Below are 19,525 nucleotides of genomic sequence, written 5' to 3' on the forward strand. Positions count from 1 at the left end.
TAACATAAAAACCTGAAAAACATGGCTATTTATATGCTGCAATCACTACTCAATACCCCGGACAATCTGAAAACCGACCAGTTTTTTGATGACGTCATTAATGGATTAAGGTCGAACCCAAAGCGCCTCAGCTCAAAATATTTTTATGACGCTGTTGGTGATAAGCTGTTCCAGGATCTCATGAATTGCGAGGAATACTATCCAACTAATTGCGAGCTGGAAATATTTTCGACTAAAACAGCTGAGGTATGTACAGCTATCATGGCCGATGGAAGTCCATTTGATCTGATTGAACTAGGTGCAGGTGATGCTATGAAGTCGTCTTATCTGCTCAAATATTTGCTGGAGCAGAATGCAGATTTTACTTATATGCCGATTGATATTTCAGATAATGTGATCTCTTATCTGAATGTAACCCTGCCTGTAACCTTGCCCGGCATAAATATCCATGGGCTTAACGGCGAATATTTTGATATGCTAAAACAGGCTGCAGTTGCATCTGACAGGAGGAAAGTGATTTTGTTTTTAGGTTCCAATATTGGTAATATGCCGGTACCGGATGCAGTCGGTTTCTGTAAAGAATTACGCAGTCACCTGAATGATGGCGATATGGCTTTGATTGGCTTTGATCTGAAAAAGAATCCGGCGACTGTTTTAGCTGCTTATAATGATAAGGGTGGCATTACCAAACGCTTCAACCTCAATTTGCTGGAACGCATAAATCGCGAACTGGGCGGAGATTTCGATCTGACAAAATTTGAGCACTATCCAACTTATGATCCGGAAACAGGCGCCTGCAAAAGTTACCTGGTTAGCCAGGAAGACCAGATCGTAAGCATTGGTCGCAAGCATATTCATTTCCAAAAGGATGAATATATCTTTATGGAGATATCTCAAAAGTTTACCGTATTACAAACCGCACAGATGGCCGAAAAAGCAGGGTTTAAACCTGTCGACTTATTTTTCGATAACAAAAACTGGTTTTTGGATGCGATCTGGATGGCGGAGTAATAATAAAAAAATGTCATTTCGAACCCGCATGGTTTGGTTGTGCGAAGGTGCGGGTGAGAAAACTTATACAATATGCATAGCGAACTGTGCATGTTGTATAAGTTTTCTCCTCACTCCACCACTACTTTCCCCTTTGTTCGTCGAAATTGATAACGTTTTATAATTACAATACCTTCGGGTTCAATTCAGAATCAATCAATTCACCCACTGGTTTTCCCATCAGCCATTTTTGATGATCATTTCGCTGCCAGCTATGTTTAGGTTCTGATACCCGTGCACCATCGGCTACATAAATTATCGTCATCACCTCGCGCATTTTATCCGACTTATTCCCCGGAGCATTATGAATAGTAAAGCCTCTATGAAAAGTAGCATCGCCGGCCTTCATGGTTTGTGCCCGGGTTATCGGGAATTTTTCTTTTTGCACATAATCATCAAAAGCCGATTCCGACTCATCAGATATCTCAAAATCAAATACAGCGCCATTTTTAAAAGAGCCTGATGCAAAGGTGAGCATCCCCATATCCACATCAATATCAACTAATGGCATCCAAAGCGTGATTGTATTATTGGTATCGATGGGCCAGTAGTATTGGTCCTGGTGCCATGGGGTGGGGCCACCACCCGCTTCTTTAAATAGTGCCTGATCGTGGTAGATACGCACATTCTCAACTCCCATCAAATCGGCTGCAATTTTTCCCAATCGTTTTGATAAAACAAATTCTCTTACCCCTTCATCACACAACCACAAGTTCATGATCTGCAAAAAAGCTTTGCCGTAGGTGTCCCTGTCGGCCATTTTGCGCTTTTCAGTATTGTACTTTTCGGCGGCGTTTACTATGATGGGGCGGTAAAAAGCTATTTCATCAGCTGATAATACCCCATGAACGAGAGTGTGGCCTTTCTCCTGAAATTCATTGATATTGACCTGATTTACAGGCTTTAGGTTGTCCAGTCGGGGTAATTGAGAGGTAATACTCATGGGATTGAGGTTTGTAATCAAATTTAACCGGGTAGAAAACTAAAAAAAATGACAACAATGGTTGAAAGGTGGTGTATATTATCATTATATTGCATTCTCTCAATTATTAAACCAAAATAACCTATGATAAAAGCTTCTTACGAAGTTCTTCAGCCCTCCAGCGGGCATTCGTTCCTGATCCGGACCTTCGGAAAGACAGCGTTCGATGCTCCTTATCATTTTCACGAAGAATACGAACTCACCTATATCGTGCACGGCCATGGCAAACGCTATGTAGGCAGCCACATGGAAGACTTTTCAAGCGGCGACCTGGTATTGCTTGGCGCCTGCCTGCCCCATTGCTGGAAACTGGAAGCCGACGGCACCAATCATGAAGATGCCTGTGCTATAGTGATCCAGTTTAGCAATAACTTTTTAGGTGAGGATTTTTTGAATAAGGATGAGCTGAAGGGTATTAAAAAGCTTCTGAAGGAAAGTGCCAGCGGCATTTGTTTTAACGGTGCCACTCGCCCTATTATCAACCGGGCACTGGCACATTTATCAGGAGAGAAGAATAACTTCAAAATGCTCATCCAATTGCTTGAAGTGTTGCAGCGTCTGGCTGTTTCAACCGACTATAAATTATTGGATCAGCACAGAAGCGTTGCCGAGCAATCAAGAGCCGAGCAGGAGCGTATTAACCCGGTTTTCGCTTACCTGGTAGAGAATTTCAGGGGAGACATCTCCCTCGAACAGGCTTCGTACATCGCACATATGACGCCGAATGCCTTCTGCAAATACTTTAAAAAGATCACCCGTAAAACTTTTATGGAAACAGTGATCGAATACCGGCTTAACTATGCCACCCAGCAATTGGTGCAAACTGATAAACCGATATCGCAAATATCATTCGACAGCGGATTTGGCGATGTGTCCCATTTTTATAAAATGTTTAAGCATAAAATGCATCAGAGCCCACTCAATTACCGAAAGAATTTTATGCGTGAATTTGGCTCGGAAGGTATGAGCAGGCTCACGGCTTGAGATTGACTAATTCTTTGCGAAATCAACAGTGTATTCTGATATATAGTCGCTTTTATCACCGTACATATCTTTAAAAAACAACCGGGCTTCCTGACCAAGCTTTACCGATGAATATTTGTTTTTCGGATTGGCTGAGGAATCAATAGGCTGCAAAGAAGGATACCAGATGATGTGCCCCGGCTTATTTAAAAGCAATTTTGGTGTGCTCCATTGTTGGGAGTTATTTTCGGTTCCCAGGTCTGCATTTTTATTGAACGAAATATAGATGCTGCTGCCTTTCCATGACGGCCCTTCGGCTTTCGCCATCAGCATCACCCAGGCATGCAGGTAAGTATTCCAGCTAACGGATGGCCCCCAGAAGTATTTTCCTTTTGGCGATGATGCCGGTCCGCCGCCTGATGTTAACGGTATTTGTATAGAGGAGATCGGTTTGCCGATTCCATTGTATGTTGCGTTAAATCCTTTACCATCCCATCGTTTACCTTTTCCCTGCGGATCATCCAGATCGCTTAATGGAATTCGTGCAATACTGATGCACTGCCCGGCCCATTCTTTTTTAGGGTCATAAGTCGACCGTTTATATATTCCCGGATAACCATATTCTCCATAAAACAGGTACAGGTATTTGCCGTTGGCCACAGCAGAGGGATCACCAGTACCACCTGCAAAGTTAGCCGCGGTGTTATCAGGGTGCAGGATTAGCCGTGGCTGTTCGTCCTCAATAAATATCCCGTTGTTTTTCCAGCTTCTGCCACCATCAACAGATTTCATAATACCTATTCGGCACACTGCCGATGGAGATGATGGACCTTTAAGTCCCTGCGGCCACTTTACATTTTTATAACCCTTACCTGTTTTTGTATCGTAAGGTAAAGTAGCCGGATAATTTTCATTATGGTAAAGCGCAAAAAGTGTTTTTCCGCTTTGATCGGTGCTGTCCTGGTAAATTGACTCAAACCAAACAGCGCCATGCAAACCGGGAGTTCCCGGTGGAGTGTTAGGCGGCATTTTTGGAGCGGTGAATTCGTCCTCTTTATGATTGAAAGCTTCATCGATATGACTGCCATCGGCAAATTTTAAATTGTTTGACGGCCCCCAAAGCGGGTCTTCACCATATTTTCCGGGAAAAATGCGGAAGGTATCGGCCACCCAAACTTCTGACATATTGCAATCCACAAAGGAATTGAAGACAAATCTTTTGGTTGGCGTCAGGGTAAATTTAAAGCCTTGCCAGGTTATGCCTTTTTTCTTTGGAATTATAAATGCAGTGATCGCCAGCAATATTATAGCTGTGCATAATGCGACTATTGTTGTTTTTCCTTCTATGCGCATTATGCTAATTTATAAAAATTAGTTTTCTACGGGCATTTCGCGCAATTGCTTTGGCGTCATTTTTTCATAACCGGCAGGAGTAGAGAATATGCCCGGCGGCACCGGTTCGAATTTAATCTCCTTTACAATAGTTTTGGTCAGCAAGCCATTGGTGCTGGTAGTAAATGAAAGTGGAAATCCCTTAGCAGTATCAAGGGTCATTGTCAACGAGTTCGGGATAAGATGTATCTCTTTGGTAAACCATGCCTCGTCGGTTTCTCCGGTTACCTTGTTGGTCAGCACATATTTTAGTGCTTTGTGATGAGCGATGGTTTGCGTATCAACACTGGCAACATAGCTATAACCCAGCTTTGCAGGCGACTCTTCATCCTGGTCAGCTTTACTGTAGTCTATAACGATTTTCTTATCGCGCGAGGTTAGCAAAACCCGCATAAAATTGGTAGGCTTATGGGTGATGATGGTTGTCGATTCTTCATTCATCTGCTGAATGCTTACTGTGGAATCGCCTTTGAAATACACTTTGGCAGTTTTGGGCAGATAGATCGCGAACCGTTTCAAGCTGTCAGGTAATTTGTATTCAAGTTCATAAGTGATAGAGCCTTCAATTACCTTTTTGTGGCTACATGAATAAAGTAATGAGGTTAATAGAATGAAATATAAAACGACTTTTTTTACCGGCATGATGAATAGTATAAGGCGGCAAAGTTATCAAAAATGCTGATATGCACCTTGTACACAGATTTGACAACTTTCAAAAAGTTGTCAAATCTTATCTCCCACAACACGTGAAAACGCCCCTTTGCAAATCCGTAAAATTACGCATACAATCCCGTAGAGATACTAATGGCAGAGCCATGGTAACGATATAATTTTGGTTATTCATTAACCCGTACCATTATGAGCAAGCTAACTTACATCGAAACCTGCCCCTTAGACCAATTCATTTTGAGAAAAGTATTATCGCGTTACGGCACTTCATGCGAAGTGAAATGTACGGATAGCAGTATCGCCGTTTTGAGCCTGCTGTCGAGCCGTAGTCTGAGCGTCAAAAACATGCCGGATATGATCGTGCTGGATATTTATAACCCTGAGATTAATGTTTGGGATTTCCTTGACAGGATAAAATGGTTATACCCCACTTTCCCGAAGCCACTTGAAATATATATATTATCCGCCAGCAAATTTGCATCCGACGTTGAACGCGCAAGAAAATATTGGTTTGTAAAAGCTTTTATGCTGAAACCGGTGACCAAAGAAATGATCATCGACCTGATCAATAAAAAGCAAGGTAACACACGCCGTTTTCCTATGCTGGAGTCGGTTAATTAACTTTAGTCAACTTTACCTTCTACGTTCAACAGAATGTAGGTGGTATGAGGAATGCCCAGCGTTTTGCCGGGAGTAATGTCCAGGTAGTGCATCAGGTAGCCATTCACAATACCGCGCATTACCTTTTCATAGCTGTCTTTAAGTTCAGACGCAAGTGGTACTACCGAATTTCGGAAGACCATTTTCCCGTTGTCATCTACATAAACATACATAATGTAGCTGAAGGCTTCATAGGCTTTATGAATGGTGATATTATATTCCGGCTCCATGTATGCCTCAGATGGGTCGACCTTCTCAATTGGCGTTGACTCATGTTGCACCTTCTCCACTTTTATCAGTGGCGAAATACTTTTGAGCATCGCCGGTTCGCGGGCAGCAAATGAACTATCGGGATTTACACTTGTTTGAGCTATTCTTTTCCGGATAAAGGCGGTATCCTTTTTGCCGGGTAAGCCCATCGCTTGTATTTTTTTAGGATCTTGAGATTTGATATACTTATCTGAGTAAAAAGTCAGGATAACCTTCGAGCCCTCGTCGTCATCTTTTATTACTTTTTCTTCAACCCGCAAAGCTTGTACTACCATGCTGTCTGTAGTCAGCTTTTTTAGTTTGAACCAGGCATCCACCATATTAAAGATGGAATCGTGATCCCAGTAAACATGAAAGCCATAGTACCGCTTATTTTTCGGGCTGAACACATTTACTGAATCATCCGAAACGAATGATAGCTTCCAGAGCGGCTCTAGTTGGTAGCCATGATTGTTGAACTGCAAACCGTTAGTGTAGACTCGCTTTACTTCGACAAAATGAATGTCCTTAAAATCCCCAAACCGCAGGCCTGCACGACGGAAGTTTTTACACGAAAAACATAGCAGGATAAACAGTAAAGGCAGGTAAAAGCGGGGCTGTATCATAAATCGGCTCAAAATACTTAAAAATCAATAATCTTTGAATAAATTGCTTTGTATTCTAACACCTGGAGCATGAAGAAGTTATTTCAATCTATCTTATTCGTGTTGTTAGCCTTAATTGCAAGCCATGCTGTCGCACAGCGCAAACAGGTATTGCTGGATTCTTACTTTAATAATGAGCATAAGAAAGACGACGCAGGCAGGAGCATATCCTATCACTACAAATGGAACGAGATAGACAATGATGGCTTTTCAATCTTTAAAGAGGCCTTTAAAAATGCCGGGGCCAGCGGAATAACTATGCTTTATCGTGCTCCCGATCCTGATGTTTTGGCATCAGCTGATGTTTACATTATCGTCGATCCGGATACAAAAAAGGAAAGCCCTAATCCAAAATACATTAACCAGGATAATGTAGAAACGATCCGCAATTGGGTGAAACAAGGTGGCGTATTGTTGCTGATGGCCAATGACAGTGCCAATGTAGAATTAAAGCATTTTAACACACTTGCTGAGCGCTTTGGGATCCACTTTAACGACGATCTGCGTAATCATGTAAAAGATGATGCGCATTTTAACGATGGCGCCTTAATGGTCAATCCCGGTAACCCTGTACTGGTAAGTGCCAAAAAGATATTTATGAAGGATATATGCTCGCTTACACTCAGTTTCCCCGCCGAGCCTGTATTGAAGGATGGAAATGCGGTAATTATTGCGGTTTGTCATTACGGGGCAGGTACCGTACTGGCTGTGGGCGATCCATGGGTGTATAACGAGTATACCAATGGTCGTTTGCCGAAGGGTTTTGATAATGACAAGGCGGTGAATGATCTGGCGCACTGGTTGATACAGCAGATACCGGAGGAGTAGGTCTGAACTATGTGCGAGGTGTTATGCTGAGGCACTCGAAGCATGGTGGACAAAGGCCTTTACGCACTACACTTCGAGTACCTCAGTGTGACACCCTTTTTAGATTATAACAATAGTGTATCCACCCTGTGCGCATGCACAATACTATCGCAAGGTGACCAGGAGAAGATCGTAAACCTGCCATCCTGCGAAGCAACTAATGCAAACGCATCACGCTGATCGTATACAAATTGAGCAGCAGCGAAATGACGAGTGCCGCCATCCTGGCCCGGGGCCATTAATTGAGCCTCGCTGTCGATGATAGGCTCGGTCACCATAATTTCTTTAACGGTCTCATTGCCGTGTGGACGCGTAATTTTTGCACCAAATGCCAAAAGCTCGTGGCGGTCGTTGAGAATGGTTGCACCGTCAACAGCTGTTAGTCCCGCAACACAATCGATTTCTTTCGAAAGCTCTTCCTTCCATAAGGTCAGGTTGCGGTCGTTTATATTTTGCGTCATTAGTCTGGAGAGGCCGTTAAATGAAGGTGAAATCGCGTAAGAAATAGGATCAATGATCGATTCGCGCCATTTATCACTATCGGACGGTACAATTAATAACAGCCCACCGTGACCGTGTGCACGCATAGATACTGCCAGCTGTACATGTACATTCACCGGATTATTCCACGATAATTGCGATGAAAAGCCCAGCAACGATGATAGCAGAGCAGGGCAATCGGGCACATTAATACTCTCCTCATCTACAACCTTTACTTCGTCACCCTTTAAAACAGCTACGTTTACAAATTTACCGAACCCATCTATTCGACGATGTTTGATCACCAGTAAGCCCGGCTCAACAACCTCCAGTACAAAGCAAAATCCCGGAATGTCGTGTGTGGTCCCCCAAATGTATAAGTTACCATCTTCCTGCCAAACGCCCAGGTGAATACCTGACCGCTCTACCGCAGGTGCTAATTTGATTAAAGCTTCAGTGGTAAGTGCAATGCGTTGCTCAAAAACCAAAGGGTGAGATGACTGTGCTGGCGGAAGAAATGCCAGTGATATTTTTGGCGAACGGCCTTCTTCCTTTCTCAGGCTGGTCCAGAATGCGGTATCAACAATCGCCTCTATGGTGCGCTTATCTGGCTGGCAGGCTACCCCGTCTTCACCGCGTTTGCCGGCCTCGGCTATCTGTAATGCAAAATGCGATTCGATTGCCCCCGATACCAAACGTGCCGCTTTATAAGAAGTTTCACTTATCATTGACCTGATCCCTGTGTTCATAGTTAGATTGAGAAAAATTAGAATCCCCTAATTTAACCCAATTTACTTTGCCGCTACGCTGAGCCAACAAAATATTACTTTAAAATGCCTTTTTTCGGTGAGCTTTACAAACCACTTACGGTATCGGTCAGTTTTTTTAGCTGAGGTTCGTTTATGATCCGGATATTTTTACCTGTTGCTTCTACCAGCTTTTCATCTGCGAACTCGTTCATCACTTTAAAAAGCGTTTCATAAGACGCCCCGGCATAGGAGGAGAGGTCCTGCCGGGTAAGTTCGATGCCGATAGAACCATCAGTATTTATTCCGAATTGGTTCTTGAGATTGATAAGCGCTTGAGCAATTCGTCCTTTCACAGGCATATGCACCAGGTTACGGACACGCTTTTCCGATTCCTGCAGCTCATTGGCCATAAATCGCATCAGTTTATAGGTGAGGTCGTTGTTTACATGCAAGGTTGATTCAAAAAACGCCATCTCGATATAACAAACCACCACAGGCTCTAATGCGGTGGCTGAAACCAGGTAGTTTAAATCGTCTCCCAAGCCAGTATGACCCAGTATTTCACCTGCTTTTGCAAAGCGAATGATCAGGTCTTTTTCGTTGTCCCACTTCTTATGCACCTTCACATTGCCCGAATAAAGAAAGTAGATGCCTTTTACAGGCTCACCTTCCTGGAAAATTGCGTGACCTTTTTTAACAGAGACATTCTGCTTATGTGCTGCAATGGCAGGAAGCCAGTCTTTAAGGCAAAGACGGCACATAAAACAGCTTTTCAGATCGCACCCGTTATTGTTTTTCATTTCCCGGGTACAATATTAAATTTTTCGGATGAAATTATTCGTTGCAGCTTTTCAGATAGCTTTCAATCGACCATCGGCCTGAACCTATGATGGCAAATACAACCAGCAATATCAACGCAACGACTGATGATGCCAGGTCGGTATTAAACGGTGACTGCAATATATTGATGAAGAACACTGCCCCGAACACTACCGGTATCTGCATTATTGCTGAGAAACGCGTGAGTATTCCAATAGCAATTAGCGTTCCGCCTACCATATGCACAAATGTGACGTAATAGACTAATAGCATAAGCAGCCAGGGAGCTACTGTAATGTCTGTTCGGCTTTCGATAAGCGATTGCAAGTTGGCCGTATTATCCATAAAGCCAAGCCCTTTTAACAATAAAAATACGCCTAAAAGTATGCGGATAATATCCAGGAAACGGGGGTGGTGAGTATCGCCCCATTTCTCTATTCTGTGGATCACGTTCATGGTAAAATCTCCTTTGTAACAAGTTTTTGACAAACTGTTAATTCAAATATAACGAAAACTTTACATTACTCCAAGAAAATTATGGGTTAAAAATCTGTTTTATAAATCAATTATAAATCTTGTTTAAACAATATAAATATGTTTATTAAAAGTAATTTATGCTGATAAAATATTAATTAAACAATGTTTTAATTTGACAGTTCTAAAATTCTTTGTTACTTTTGCATCAAATTTCACGGCGACATCAAAACTTTTTATCCGCCGGTAAATTCTCCTTTTATAATACACGATGAAACCATCATGAGTCACCATATAAAAGATAAATCAAACTGCTCATGATAGCTTCATTACCGCTAAAAGCAAATTATTGCAATGAAAATTACAGGATACGCAAACGGCATTCCTATCTCGCCTTTATTAAATTCTTTGCCCGGGACTAAAGAGGATGCCAAAAAAAGTGTTGTTTTAAAGAAACGGCTTATCACTATCTCGCTCTTATGTATAGCGGTAGCCGTGGCGATAAGCTTTATTGCCAAATTTTTGGTTACTCTGATCAACCTGATCACCAACATCTCTTTTTACGGAACTTTCTCTTTAAAATTCCAAAGTCCGGCCTATAACCATTTGGGTGTGTGGGTGCTTATTATACCTGCTATAGGTGGTATAGTAGTTGGCCTGATGGCTTTGTATGGCTCAAAAGCAATACGCGGGCACGGCATACCGGAGGCAATGGAACAAATATTGGTTAATCAGAGTAAAATAAAACCTTTAATCACATTTCTAAAACCAGTATCATCAGCAATTGCAATCGGAACCGGTGGCCCGTTTGGTGCTGAAGGTCCAATTATTGCAACGGGGGGCGCATTAGGCTCAACTCTTGGCCAGCTATTCAAAATAACTTCTAACGAGCGGAAGATCATTCTGGCAGCAGGTGCAACTGCAGGTATGGCGGCTATATTCGGTACGCCGATTGCAGCGGTTTTCCTTGCTATTGAATTGTTGCTGTTCGAATTTTCTCCTAAAGCTATTCTGCCGGTTGCTTTGGCATGTATTACCGGCGCTGCGGGACACCACCTGCTGTTTGAATCAGGACCAGTATTCCCTATGCCGGACGTTGCGGTTCCGAACAATATTGCACTGGCCATTTACAGCTTTATGGGTGTCATTATTGGCTTCCTCGCGATGTGGCTCACAAAAGCCGTTTACTGGATTGAAGATGCATTTGAACGATTACCTATACACTGGGCGTGGTGGCCTGCAATTGGCGGTTTGGCTGTTGGTGCTGTAGGTTATTTCGCGCCGCATACGCTGGGTGTAGGTTATGATAATATTACCAATCTTTTATCCGGTAGCTTTCCACTAACCATTATATTGAGTTTGTGCTTCTTTAAATTTATCTCATGGGCAATTGCATTGGGCAGTGGAACCTCAGGTGGTACACTTGCGCCATTGTTAACTATGGGCGGAGCAGCAGGCGCAATTCTAGGCATCGTGGTTTCAAAAAACTTTCCGGAAGTAGGGATCAGCATACCCATGGCAGCATTGATCGGTATGTCGGCTATGTTTGCAGGTGCATCAAGAGCTTACCTTACCAGTATCACTTTTGCGCTTGAGGCTACTATGCAATCGCACGCATTGTTACCTTTATTGGGGGCATGTACAGCATCCTACCTTATCTCATTCTTCCTGATGGAAAATACCATCATGACCGAAAAAATTGCCCGCCGCGGAGTTTTTACGCCGGATTCTTTCGAGCCAGATCTGTTGCAGGCTTTAACAGTAGCGCAATTGATGAACGAAAGCAACGTAGTACTAGCCTCGCAAAACCCTATCAAGGAAGTAAAACAATGGCTGGAAGAAAGCCACGATCAAAGCAACTACTTTATGACGGTAGATAATGACGGTTCTTATTCTGGTATTTTGAAGCGGACTGATCTGTTCTCTCCCGGAGTAAAAAGCGATCATACCATAAAAGACATCTTAAAACCGGTGCATTTCTTCCTGAAAAATAATGACAGCTTGCGTACTGCGGTAGAAATAATGGCGAAACATCATACCGAAGCACTCCCTGTTATAGCTGCAAAGGGCGGTAAGATAATGGGTATGCTAACCTATCCGGATGTATTGACAGCCTACAGGCATCATATAGAAGAAAATGAGACTGCAAACACCCAAATATCGCTCAAACGCCGCCGGATGAAAATGCTGATCAAAGGAAAAAAATTGATCCATATCACCGACGTTCCAAAATAAACGACTCTATAGTTACCTTGATTAATGAGAAAAATGCTTCCCTGGACAGGAGGCTTTTTTTGTTTTTAAGCTGTCCGTGATTATTGTTTAAAATAAATTTGATAATTTATAAGTGTAATTTATACATTTATAACCGCAGAAAACCTGAATTAAATTAATACCAAGGCAATAAAAAAAATTTAAATTAGTTGGCTCTATAAACCATCTAAAAAAACGATTACGCCGTATGCTTTTGTTGGGCATTGATATTGGAACATCATCCGTTAAGGTAACCGTTGTTGATTCGGCTACGCAAACTGCTATAGCCTCTGCGCAATACCCGGACACCGAAAGCCCGATATTGGCGCATCAGCCTGGTTGGGCCGAGCAATCGCCTGATATGTGGTGGCAGCAATTGCAGCATGCAATCCAGTTATGCAACAACAGCGGCAAATACAATCCGCATGATATTGCAGCTATTGGTATAGCTTACCAGATGCACGGTTTGGTATTGGTGGATAAAAATCAGCATGTGCTTCGCGATAGCATCATCTGGTGCGATAGCCGGGCTGTGGAAATCGGCAACAAGGCTTTCGAAGCCATTGGTGAAAAGAAAAGCCTGAAGCATCTGCTCAATTCTCCCGGAAATTTTACGGCATCCAAGCTGGCCTGGGTAAAGGCAAATGAACCTGCTATTTACGATCAGATCGATAAGATCATGCTGCCCGGCGACTTTATCGCCATGAAGCTTTCCGGCGATATCACTACTTCGGTATCCGCCTTATCAGAAGGTATTTTTTACGATTTTATAAGCGATAGTATTTCACCTGACGTACTTAAATATTTTGGATTCAGCAAAAGCCTGTTCCCGGTTATAAAGCCGGTATTCTCCAATCACGGCACTTTATCCAGGTCTGTTGCAGAGAAATTAAGATTAAAGGCAGGCATCCCCATTACCTATAAAGCAGGCGATCAACCTAATAATGCGCTTTCACTAAATGTATTGAATCCGGGTGAGGTAGCAGCAACAGCAGGAACTTCGGGGGTGATCTATGGCGTAAGCGATAAACTGGCTTATGATCCGCAATCAAGGGTGAACACCTTTGCCCATGTGAATTATACAGAACGGCAAAAGCGATTAGGCGTATTGCTCTGCATCAACGGCACAGGCAGACTATATAGCTGGATCAGAAGCGTCTTCGGCTCAACCTTAAGTTATGCCCAAATGAATGAAAAAGCTGCGGATGCGCCTTTAGGGAGCTATGGTTTGAGGATACTGCCATTCGGTAACGGTACTGAACGTATGCTTTGCAACAAACCTATTGGTTCGCAAATGCACCATATCGATTTTAATATTCACAGCCAGGCACATATTTTAAGGGCTGTTCATGAAGGCATTGCCTGCGCATTCAGATATGGATTGGATATTATGCGCAGCAATGGGATGAACCCTTCAGTGATCCGGGCAGGAAATGCCAATCTGTTCCTTAGCGAATTATTCACCCATTGCTTCGTTAACGCAACCGGAGTTCCCGTTGAGCTTTATAATAATGATGGCAGCACCGGAGCTGCGTTAGGAGCTGGGATAGGTTCGCAAATTTATGCGTCACCAGCAGAAGCGTTCGCTCAAATGAAGAGACTAAAGGTAGTAGAACCAACAGGAAACAAGTTTGAACCCGTTTACCACGATTGGAAAAAACTGTTAGAAAAAGAATTATCAGGAACGAGCTAACAGACTTACGAAGTTTTAAAAACTTCGTAAGTCTTAATTACAAAACATCAATCACTAATTCACTAATTCACTAACTCACTAATTCACTCATTGAATAATTATGATACTTACAGGAGACCAAGAATTTTTTAAAGGAATAGGCCAGGTAAAATACGAAGGGCCGCAAAGCGACAACCCGCTGGCATTTCGCTGGTATGATGCCGATAAGATAGTAGCCGGGAAATCGATGAAGGACCATCTGCGGTTTGCCTGCGCTTACTGGCATTCGTTCTGCGGTTCAGGCGCCGACCCGTTTGGCGGACCTACTCATCTGTTCCACTGGGATGAGAAAGCTGATGCTGTTGAGCGTGCAAAAGATAAAATGGATGCGGCTTTTGAGTTCATCACCAAAATGAACCTGCCATATTACTGCTTCCATGACGTGGATGTGGTGGATTATACCAACGATATAAAAGAGAATGATCGCCGCTTGCAAGCCATGGTTGATTACGCCAAGCAAAAACAAGCTGCCAGCGGTGTAAAACTGCTTTGGGGAACAGCCAACCTGTTCTCTCACCGCAGGTACATGAACGGTGCAGCAACAAATCCGGATTTTCATGTGCTGACTCATGCCGCAGCCCAGGTTAAGGCTGCTTTGGATGCTACCATAGCATTAGGAGGTGAGAACTACGTATTCTGGGGAGGCCGTGAAGGCTATATGACCTTGCTGAATACCGACATGAAACGTGAGCAGGAACATTTGGCGCAGTTTTTACATGCATCAATTAACTATGCTCGTAAGCAAGGCTTCAAAGGAACGTTCTTCATCGAACCAAAACCATGCGAGCCAACCAAGCACCAATATGACTACGACGCAGCAACCGTACTAGGCTTTTTACAGAAATACGATCTGCTGAAAGATATGAAATTAAACCTGGAAGTAAACCACGCTACTTTGGCTGGTCATACCTTCCAGCACGATCTGCAGGTAGCTGCTGATGCAGGTTTATTAGGCTCGATTGATGCTAACCGCGGCGATGCACAGAATGGATGGGATACCGACCAGTTTCCGAACAATATTAACGAAGTGGTGGAATACATGCTTATCATCCTCGAAGCAGGCGGCTTTGCTGGTGGTGGCATCAACTTCGATGCAAAGATCCGCAGAAACTCAACTGATCCGGCTGATCTGTTCTACGCCCACATTGGAGGTATGGACATATTTGCGAGGGCGCTTGTTATTGCTGATCAGGTACTGCAAAAGTCAGATTATAAGAAAGTAAGAAAAGATCGTTATGCATCATTCGACAGTGGTACAGGCAAATCTTTTGAAGAAGGAAAAGTGACCCTGGAAGAATTGAGAGATTATGCTGTAGCTAACGGAGAACCTAAAACGTCGAGCGGCAGACAGGAATATCTCGAAAATTTGATAAACCGATATATATAATTTATAATTGTTAAATTAACACATAAAACCAAATTAAACTAAACACCTGAATTAAATGCACACTTTAACCACTGGCGATTATATCGTATTTGTAATATACTTTATAATCGTTGCTTGCTACGGCTACTGGGTATATAAACGTAAACATAATGCCGACGCCACTTCAAAAGACTATTTTCTAGCCGAAGGCTCCCTTACCTGGTGGGCAATTGGTGCATCATTAATCGCCTCCAATATCTCTGCTGAGCAAATGGTGGGGATGAGCGGCTCCGGATTTTCAATGGGACTTGCTATATCAGCCTACGAATGGATGGCAGCAGCCACACTGGTACTGGTGGCCATATTCTTTATACCTGTATATCTTAAAAATAAGATATTTACGATGCCGCAGTTCCTTAGCCAGCGGTATAACGGCACAGTGGCAATGATTATGGCGGTGTTCTGGTTATTACTTTATATCATCGTTAACCTGACCTCTATCCTGTATCTCGGTGCGATAGCTGTCCACGGTATTTCAGGCATCAACTTCCAGGTTTGTATTTGGGGATTGGCCATATTCGCCGTTATCATCACATTGGGTGGTATGAAGGTGATTGGTTATACCGACGTTATCCAGGTATTCTTCCTGATACTTGGAGGCTTGGTAACTACCTATATTGCCGTGACACAAGTAGCAGAACATTTCGGTTCTCCTGGTCTTATAAATGGTTTAAAACTAATGCAAAGCCATGCTGCCGATCACTTTGAAATGATATTTAAACGTGATAACCAGCATTATGCTGATTTACCAGGTTTAACAGTATTGCTGGGTGGCTTATGGATCACCAACCTGAACTACTGGGGCTGTAACCAATACATTACCCAGCGCGCTTTGGGTGCCGACCTGAAAACTGCCCGCAGTGGTATTTTATTTGCAGCTTTCCTGAAATTATTAATGCCGGTTATCGTGGTATTGCCGGGCATAGCAGCATTTATATTGTATAAGGAAAATGTGTTCCATTCACAAATGATGGTGAACGGAGAAGTTAACCCGGATAATGCTTACCCTTCATTGCTAAACCTGTTACCGCCATGGTTTAAAGGCCTATCATTTGCTGCGTTGACTGCTGCTGTTGTGGCATCTCTGGCAGGTAAGGCCAATAGTATAGCAACGATATTTACGCTTGATATCTATAAAAAGAAAATCAAACCTGAGGCTACAGACCATCAATTGGTAGTTACCGGAAAGGTAGCTGTTGTGGTAGCTATGATATTAGGTATCATTATTTCTCCATTCCTGGGCATTGATAAAAAAGGTGGTTTCCAATTTATACAGGAATATACCGGTTTCGTATCGCCTGGTATTTTCGCCATGTTCATCCTTGGATTTTTCTGGAAAAAGACCACTTCAAATGCGGCTTTATTCGCGACCATTGGCGGTTTTATAATGTCAGTAATATTTAAGGTACTACCAAAGTTCATGGATCTTGCGTTCCTGAAGGGCATAGGTTTCTCTACACTGGTAACCCAGTCTGATGGAAAAACTCAACTATACGAGATACCTTTCCTGGATCGTATGGGTATCGTATTCGTGATATGTGTTATCGGCATGTGGATCATTTCAAACATTGAAAACCCGCGCGGCGACCGTTCACATGGCCTCGAAGTAGATACCAAAATGTTTAAGGTATCGAATAGTTTTGCAGTAGGCGCGCTTATTATTGGCGGCATTTTAACTGCACTTTATACTATCTTCTGGTAAGAAAACTTAATCAAAAAGTGATAGAATAGCGGTGGCATATAACCATCGCTATTTTTTTATGGAAGTAATCTACCGCGCAGATCAGATTTGTCTGCAATAAATTTTATCTTTAAGCGCTGAATATATAAACCATCTGCCTGATGTTTAGTGATCTCGAACAAACCTTCCGGTGGTACGGACCGTCCGACCCTGTGACTTTAACAGCCGTTAGGCAAACCGGCGCTAGTGGCGTAGTGAACGCATTACATCATATTCCGAGCGGTGAAGTGTGGTCAAAAGAAGAGATTGAAAAGCGCAAGAGCTTTATTGAGGCTGCCGGGTTAACCTGGTCGGTTGTTGAGAGTGTGAACATTCACGAGAGCATTAAAACAGCCAGCCCTGACCGGGAGCAATATGCCGAAAAATATATTGAGACTTTAAAGAGCTTGTCGGAAGCTGGTATAAAAACGGTATGCTACAATTTTATGCCCGTATTGGATTGGACACGTACAGATATCGACTATCGTTTGCCAAACGGTGCATCGGCATTGCGTTTTCATGCTTCGGCTTTGGCTGCGTTTGATCTTTATATTTTAGAACGTGAAGGAGCTTATAAAGATTTTACCCCGGATCAGCAGCAAAAAGCTAAGACTTATTTAGATAGCCTGACTGATGAACAAAGGAAGCAGTTGGTCACCAATATTATGGCGGGTTTACCGGGCACTAAAGATGTGTTGACGATAGATCAGTTTAAAGGTCACCTGGAAAAATACAAAGGGATTGATGCTGACCAATTAAAACAGAACCTAGCATGGTTTTTAAAAACCATTATTCCTGATGCTGAGAAACTGGGCATCAGGATGTGTATCCACCCGGATGATCCGCCATTTCCGATATTGTGTTTGCCTAGGGTCGTATCCACTGAAAACGATTTATCGGATGTCGTTAATGCCGCACCTTCAGTAAGCAATGGCATTACGTTTTGCACAGGTTCACTAGGAGCAAGGGGGGATAATGATCTGCCTGCGATGATAGGCAGATTAGGTAAACATATCCACTTCCTGCATCTGCGTAATGTTCAGCGCGAAAATGACGGAAGCTTTTATGAAGCCGATCATTTAAATGGCAGTACAAACATGTATGCCGTGATGAAGGCTGTTTTACAGGAACAGAAAAACAGGGTTGACAGTGGTCGCGATGATGTTGCCATACCCATGCGCCCCGATCATGGTCATAAATTATTAGACGATTTTAACTACGATACTTTCCCCGGTTATTCGGCTATTGGTCGCCTTAAAGGACTTGCCGAGTTAAGGGGTTTGGAAATGGGTATCAAAAACGCACTTTATCAATAATTATGGGCGAACCTTTGAAAATACAAAAGCAGGGTAAAATTCTTTCATTCGGAGAGTTGCTGTTACGTATTTCTCCTGACGAAGGCGGCGACTGGCTCAAAGAAAATTCATTCCCGTTTTTTATTGCCGGTGCTGAATTGAATGTCGCTACTGCTCTTGCGCTTTGGGGCGTTCCATCAAAATATATTACTGCGCTTCCAGATAATGGTATGATTCACCAAATTGTGGATTTCCTGGAGAATCAAGGCATCGACCTTTCTGATGTTCACTACCACGGCAACAGGCTCGGCTTGTATTTCCTGACCAAAGGAAGAGACCTGAAAAATGATGCACTGATCTACGACCGGGCACATTCATCATTTTCTGAATTACAACCCGGAATGATCGATTGGGACAAACATTTCGATGGAGTAAGCTGGTTTCATTTCAGCGCGATTTGCCCGGCTATTAATCAAAATGTAGCTGATGTTTGCAAAGAAGCCCTTGAGGCAGCTTCACGAAAGAATATTATCGTTTCTGTGGATCTGAATTATCGCTCCAAACTTTGGCAATACGGCAAAAAGCCTGAAGAAATTATGCCCGGCCTGGTGCAATATTGCGATCTGATCATGGGCAATGTATGGGCGGCGGAAACTATGCTGGGTATCCCGGTGACGCCGGATATTCATGAATCAGGGCAAAAGAGTATTTATCTGAAAGAAGCTTTAAAAACTTCTCAAGAATTGATAAAACAGTATCCTAAATGCAAAGCGGTAGCTAATACCTTCAGGTTTGATGCGAAAAAGGAAATAAGCTATTATGCTGCGCTGTATACAGGGGATGATCTCTATTCTTCTGACGAATATTGCTCGTCGGAGATCATTAATAAAGTAGGTAGCGGCGATTGTTTTATGGCGGGATTGATCTACGGCTTTTATAATGATTTCGATCCGCAGAGAACTTTAGAATTTGCAACAGCGGCGGCCTTTGAAAAGTTATTTATTGAAAGCGATACAACTAACATACCGGCAACGGAGATATTAAGTAAGTTGAATGGTTAAGTGGTTGATTAGTTGATTA

Annotated in this window: 17 protein-coding genes; 10 read left to right on the forward strand and 7 right to left on the reverse strand. The window is 42.9% G+C overall.

Annotated features, from left to right (window positions below; all coding sequences use genetic code 11):
* The first annotated feature begins 21 nt into the window (after nucleotides 1-21).
* Nucleotides 22-1,011 (forward strand): L-histidine N(alpha)-methyltransferase, encoded by a 990-nt coding sequence (locus tag VIM89_RS05670; protein WP_488155165.1) that lies wholly within the window; start codon nucleotides 22-24, stop codon nucleotides 1,009-1,011.
* Between the two features lie 163 nt (nucleotides 1,012-1,174).
* Here the strand turns inward: VIM89_RS05670 and VIM89_RS05675 are convergent, their stop codons facing one another.
* Nucleotides 1,175-1,993 (reverse strand): phytanoyl-CoA dioxygenase family protein, encoded by an 819-nt coding sequence (locus VIM89_RS05675; RefSeq protein ID WP_488155166.1) that lies wholly within the window; start codon nucleotides 1,991-1,993, stop codon nucleotides 1,175-1,177.
* Between the two features lie 123 nt (nucleotides 1,994-2,116).
* Here VIM89_RS05675 and VIM89_RS05680 point away from each other — a divergent pair, with 123 nt between their 5' ends.
* Nucleotides 2,117-3,016, forward strand: a complete 900-nt coding sequence (locus tag VIM89_RS05680) for an AraC family transcriptional regulator (protein WP_488155167.1) — start codon at nucleotides 2,117-2,119, stop codon at nucleotides 3,014-3,016.
* Between the two features lie 6 nt (nucleotides 3,017-3,022).
* On the opposite strand, the gene VIM89_RS05685 is transcribed toward VIM89_RS05680, so the two are convergent.
* Nucleotides 3,023-4,348: a hypothetical protein gene (locus VIM89_RS05685; RefSeq protein ID WP_488155168.1), complete on the reverse strand. Its 1,326-nt coding sequence runs from the start codon at nucleotides 4,346-4,348 to the stop codon at nucleotides 3,023-3,025.
* 18 nt (nucleotides 4,349-4,366) lie between these two features.
* Nucleotides 4,367-5,029 carry a hypothetical protein gene (locus VIM89_RS05690; protein ID WP_488155169.1) on the reverse strand — a complete coding sequence of 221 codons (663 nt, stop codon included), beginning with the start codon at nucleotides 5,027-5,029 and terminating at the stop codon, nucleotides 4,367-4,369.
* Nucleotides 5,030-5,245: 216 nt separating this feature from the next.
* On the opposite strand from VIM89_RS05690, the gene VIM89_RS05695 reads away from it, so the two are divergent.
* Nucleotides 5,246-5,677, forward strand: coding sequence for a response regulator (locus tag VIM89_RS05695; protein ID WP_488155170.1), 432 nt, complete (start codon nucleotides 5,246-5,248; stop codon nucleotides 5,675-5,677).
* Between the two features lie 2 nt (nucleotides 5,678-5,679).
* On the opposite strand, the gene VIM89_RS05700 is transcribed toward VIM89_RS05695, so the two are convergent.
* Nucleotides 5,680-6,591, reverse strand: coding sequence for a hypothetical protein (locus VIM89_RS05700; RefSeq protein ID WP_488155171.1), 912 nt, complete (start codon nucleotides 6,589-6,591; stop codon nucleotides 5,680-5,682).
* 69 nt (nucleotides 6,592-6,660) lie between these two features.
* Between VIM89_RS05700 and VIM89_RS05705 the strand changes: the two genes are divergently transcribed.
* On the forward strand, nucleotides 6,661-7,458 hold the full coding sequence (locus tag VIM89_RS05705; RefSeq protein WP_488155172.1) for a DUF4350 domain-containing protein: 798 nt from the start codon (nucleotides 6,661-6,663) through the stop codon (nucleotides 7,456-7,458).
* Between the two features lie 104 nt (nucleotides 7,459-7,562).
* Here VIM89_RS05705 and VIM89_RS05710 read toward each other — a convergent pair whose 3' ends face one another.
* The 3 genes from VIM89_RS05710 to VIM89_RS05720 form a co-directional block, all read right to left on the reverse strand.
* Nucleotides 7,563-8,705 (reverse strand): putative sensor domain DACNV-containing protein, encoded by a 1,143-nt coding sequence (locus VIM89_RS05710; RefSeq protein WP_488155173.1) that lies wholly within the window; start codon nucleotides 8,703-8,705, stop codon nucleotides 7,563-7,565.
* Nucleotides 8,706-8,830: 125 nt separating this feature from the next.
* Nucleotides 8,831-9,526, reverse strand: coding sequence for a Crp/Fnr family transcriptional regulator (locus VIM89_RS05715; protein ID WP_488155174.1), 696 nt, complete (start codon nucleotides 9,524-9,526; stop codon nucleotides 8,831-8,833).
* Nucleotides 9,527-9,560: 34 nt separating this feature from the next.
* On the reverse strand, nucleotides 9,561-10,034 hold the full coding sequence (locus VIM89_RS05720) for a DoxX family protein (protein WP_488155175.1): 474 nt from the start codon (nucleotides 10,032-10,034) through the stop codon (nucleotides 9,561-9,563).
* 339 nt (nucleotides 10,035-10,373) lie between these two features.
* Between VIM89_RS05720 and VIM89_RS05725 the strand changes: the two genes are divergently transcribed.
* From VIM89_RS05725 to VIM89_RS05750, 6 genes are all read left to right on the forward strand, one after another.
* On the forward strand, nucleotides 10,374-12,254 hold the full coding sequence (locus VIM89_RS05725) for a chloride channel protein (protein ID WP_488155176.1): 1,881 nt from the start codon (nucleotides 10,374-10,376) through the stop codon (nucleotides 12,252-12,254).
* 226 nt (nucleotides 12,255-12,480) lie between these two features.
* Nucleotides 12,481-13,965 (forward strand): xylulokinase, encoded by a 1,485-nt coding sequence (locus VIM89_RS05730; protein ID WP_488155177.1) that lies wholly within the window; start codon nucleotides 12,481-12,483, stop codon nucleotides 13,963-13,965.
* A 100-nt stretch (nucleotides 13,966-14,065) separates the two neighbouring features.
* Nucleotides 14,066-15,391 (forward strand): xylose isomerase, encoded by a 1,326-nt coding sequence (xylA, locus tag VIM89_RS05735; RefSeq protein WP_488155178.1) that lies wholly within the window; start codon nucleotides 14,066-14,068, stop codon nucleotides 15,389-15,391.
* A gap of 55 nt (nucleotides 15,392-15,446) precedes the next feature.
* Complete coding sequence (locus tag VIM89_RS05740; protein WP_488155179.1) at nucleotides 15,447-17,132, forward strand: sodium/sugar symporter; 1,686 nt, start codon at nucleotides 15,447-15,449, stop codon at nucleotides 17,130-17,132.
* 140 nt (nucleotides 17,133-17,272) lie between these two features.
* Nucleotides 17,273-18,466, forward strand: a complete 1,194-nt coding sequence (gene uxuA, locus VIM89_RS05745; protein WP_488155180.1) for a mannonate dehydratase — start codon at nucleotides 17,273-17,275, stop codon at nucleotides 18,464-18,466.
* Nucleotides 18,467-18,468: 2 nt separating this feature from the next.
* A complete protein-coding gene (locus tag VIM89_RS05750) occupies nucleotides 18,469-19,506 on the forward strand; it encodes a PfkB family carbohydrate kinase (protein ID WP_488155181.1) in 1,038 nt (345 codons plus the stop codon).
* The last annotated feature ends 19 nt before the right edge of the window (nucleotides 19,507-19,525 follow it).

The sequence above is a fragment of the Mucilaginibacter sp. genome, assembly GCF_036568825.1.
In the GTDB taxonomy this organism is placed as follows: Bacteria; Bacteroidota; Bacteroidia; order Sphingobacteriales; family Sphingobacteriaceae; genus Mucilaginibacter.

Bases quoted from the DNA above. Each gene is read 5' to 3' on its own strand.
- VIM89_RS05670 (WP_488155165.1), top strand. From the start codon at position 22: ATGGCTATTTATATGCTGCAATCACTACTCAATACCCCGGACAATCTG.
- VIM89_RS05675 (WP_488155166.1), bottom strand. From the start codon at position 1,993: ATGAGTATTACCTCTCAATTACCCCGACTGGACAACCTAAAGCCTGTA.
- VIM89_RS05680 (WP_488155167.1), top strand. From the start codon at position 2,117: ATGATAAAAGCTTCTTACGAAGTTCTTCAGCCCTCCAGCGGGCATTCG.
- VIM89_RS05685 (WP_488155168.1), bottom strand. From the start codon at position 4,348: ATGCGCATAGAAGGAAAAACAACAATAGTCGCATTATGCACAGCTATA.
- VIM89_RS05690 (WP_488155169.1), bottom strand. From the start codon at position 5,029: ATGCCGGTAAAAAAAGTCGTTTTATATTTCATTCTATTAACCTCATTA.
- VIM89_RS05695 (WP_488155170.1), top strand. From the start codon at position 5,246: ATGAGCAAGCTAACTTACATCGAAACCTGCCCCTTAGACCAATTCATT.
- VIM89_RS05700 (WP_488155171.1), bottom strand. From the start codon at position 6,591: ATGATACAGCCCCGCTTTTACCTGCCTTTACTGTTTATCCTGCTATGT.
- VIM89_RS05705 (WP_488155172.1), top strand. From the start codon at position 6,661: ATGAAGAAGTTATTTCAATCTATCTTATTCGTGTTGTTAGCCTTAATT.
- VIM89_RS05710 (WP_488155173.1), bottom strand. From the start codon at position 8,705: ATGATAAGTGAAACTTCTTATAAAGCGGCACGTTTGGTATCGGGGGCA.
- VIM89_RS05715 (WP_488155174.1), bottom strand. From the start codon at position 9,526: ATGAAAAACAATAACGGGTGCGATCTGAAAAGCTGTTTTATGTGCCGT.
- VIM89_RS05725 (WP_488155176.1), top strand. From the start codon at position 10,374: ATGAAAATTACAGGATACGCAAACGGCATTCCTATCTCGCCTTTATTA.
- VIM89_RS05730 (WP_488155177.1), top strand. From the start codon at position 12,481: ATGCTTTTGTTGGGCATTGATATTGGAACATCATCCGTTAAGGTAACC.
- xylA (WP_488155178.1), top strand. From the start codon at position 14,066: ATGATACTTACAGGAGACCAAGAATTTTTTAAAGGAATAGGCCAGGTA.
- VIM89_RS05740 (WP_488155179.1), top strand. From the start codon at position 15,447: ATGCACACTTTAACCACTGGCGATTATATCGTATTTGTAATATACTTT.
- uxuA (WP_488155180.1), top strand. From the start codon at position 17,273: ATGTTTAGTGATCTCGAACAAACCTTCCGGTGGTACGGACCGTCCGAC.
- VIM89_RS05750 (WP_488155181.1), top strand. From the start codon at position 18,469: ATGGGCGAACCTTTGAAAATACAAAAGCAGGGTAAAATTCTTTCATTC.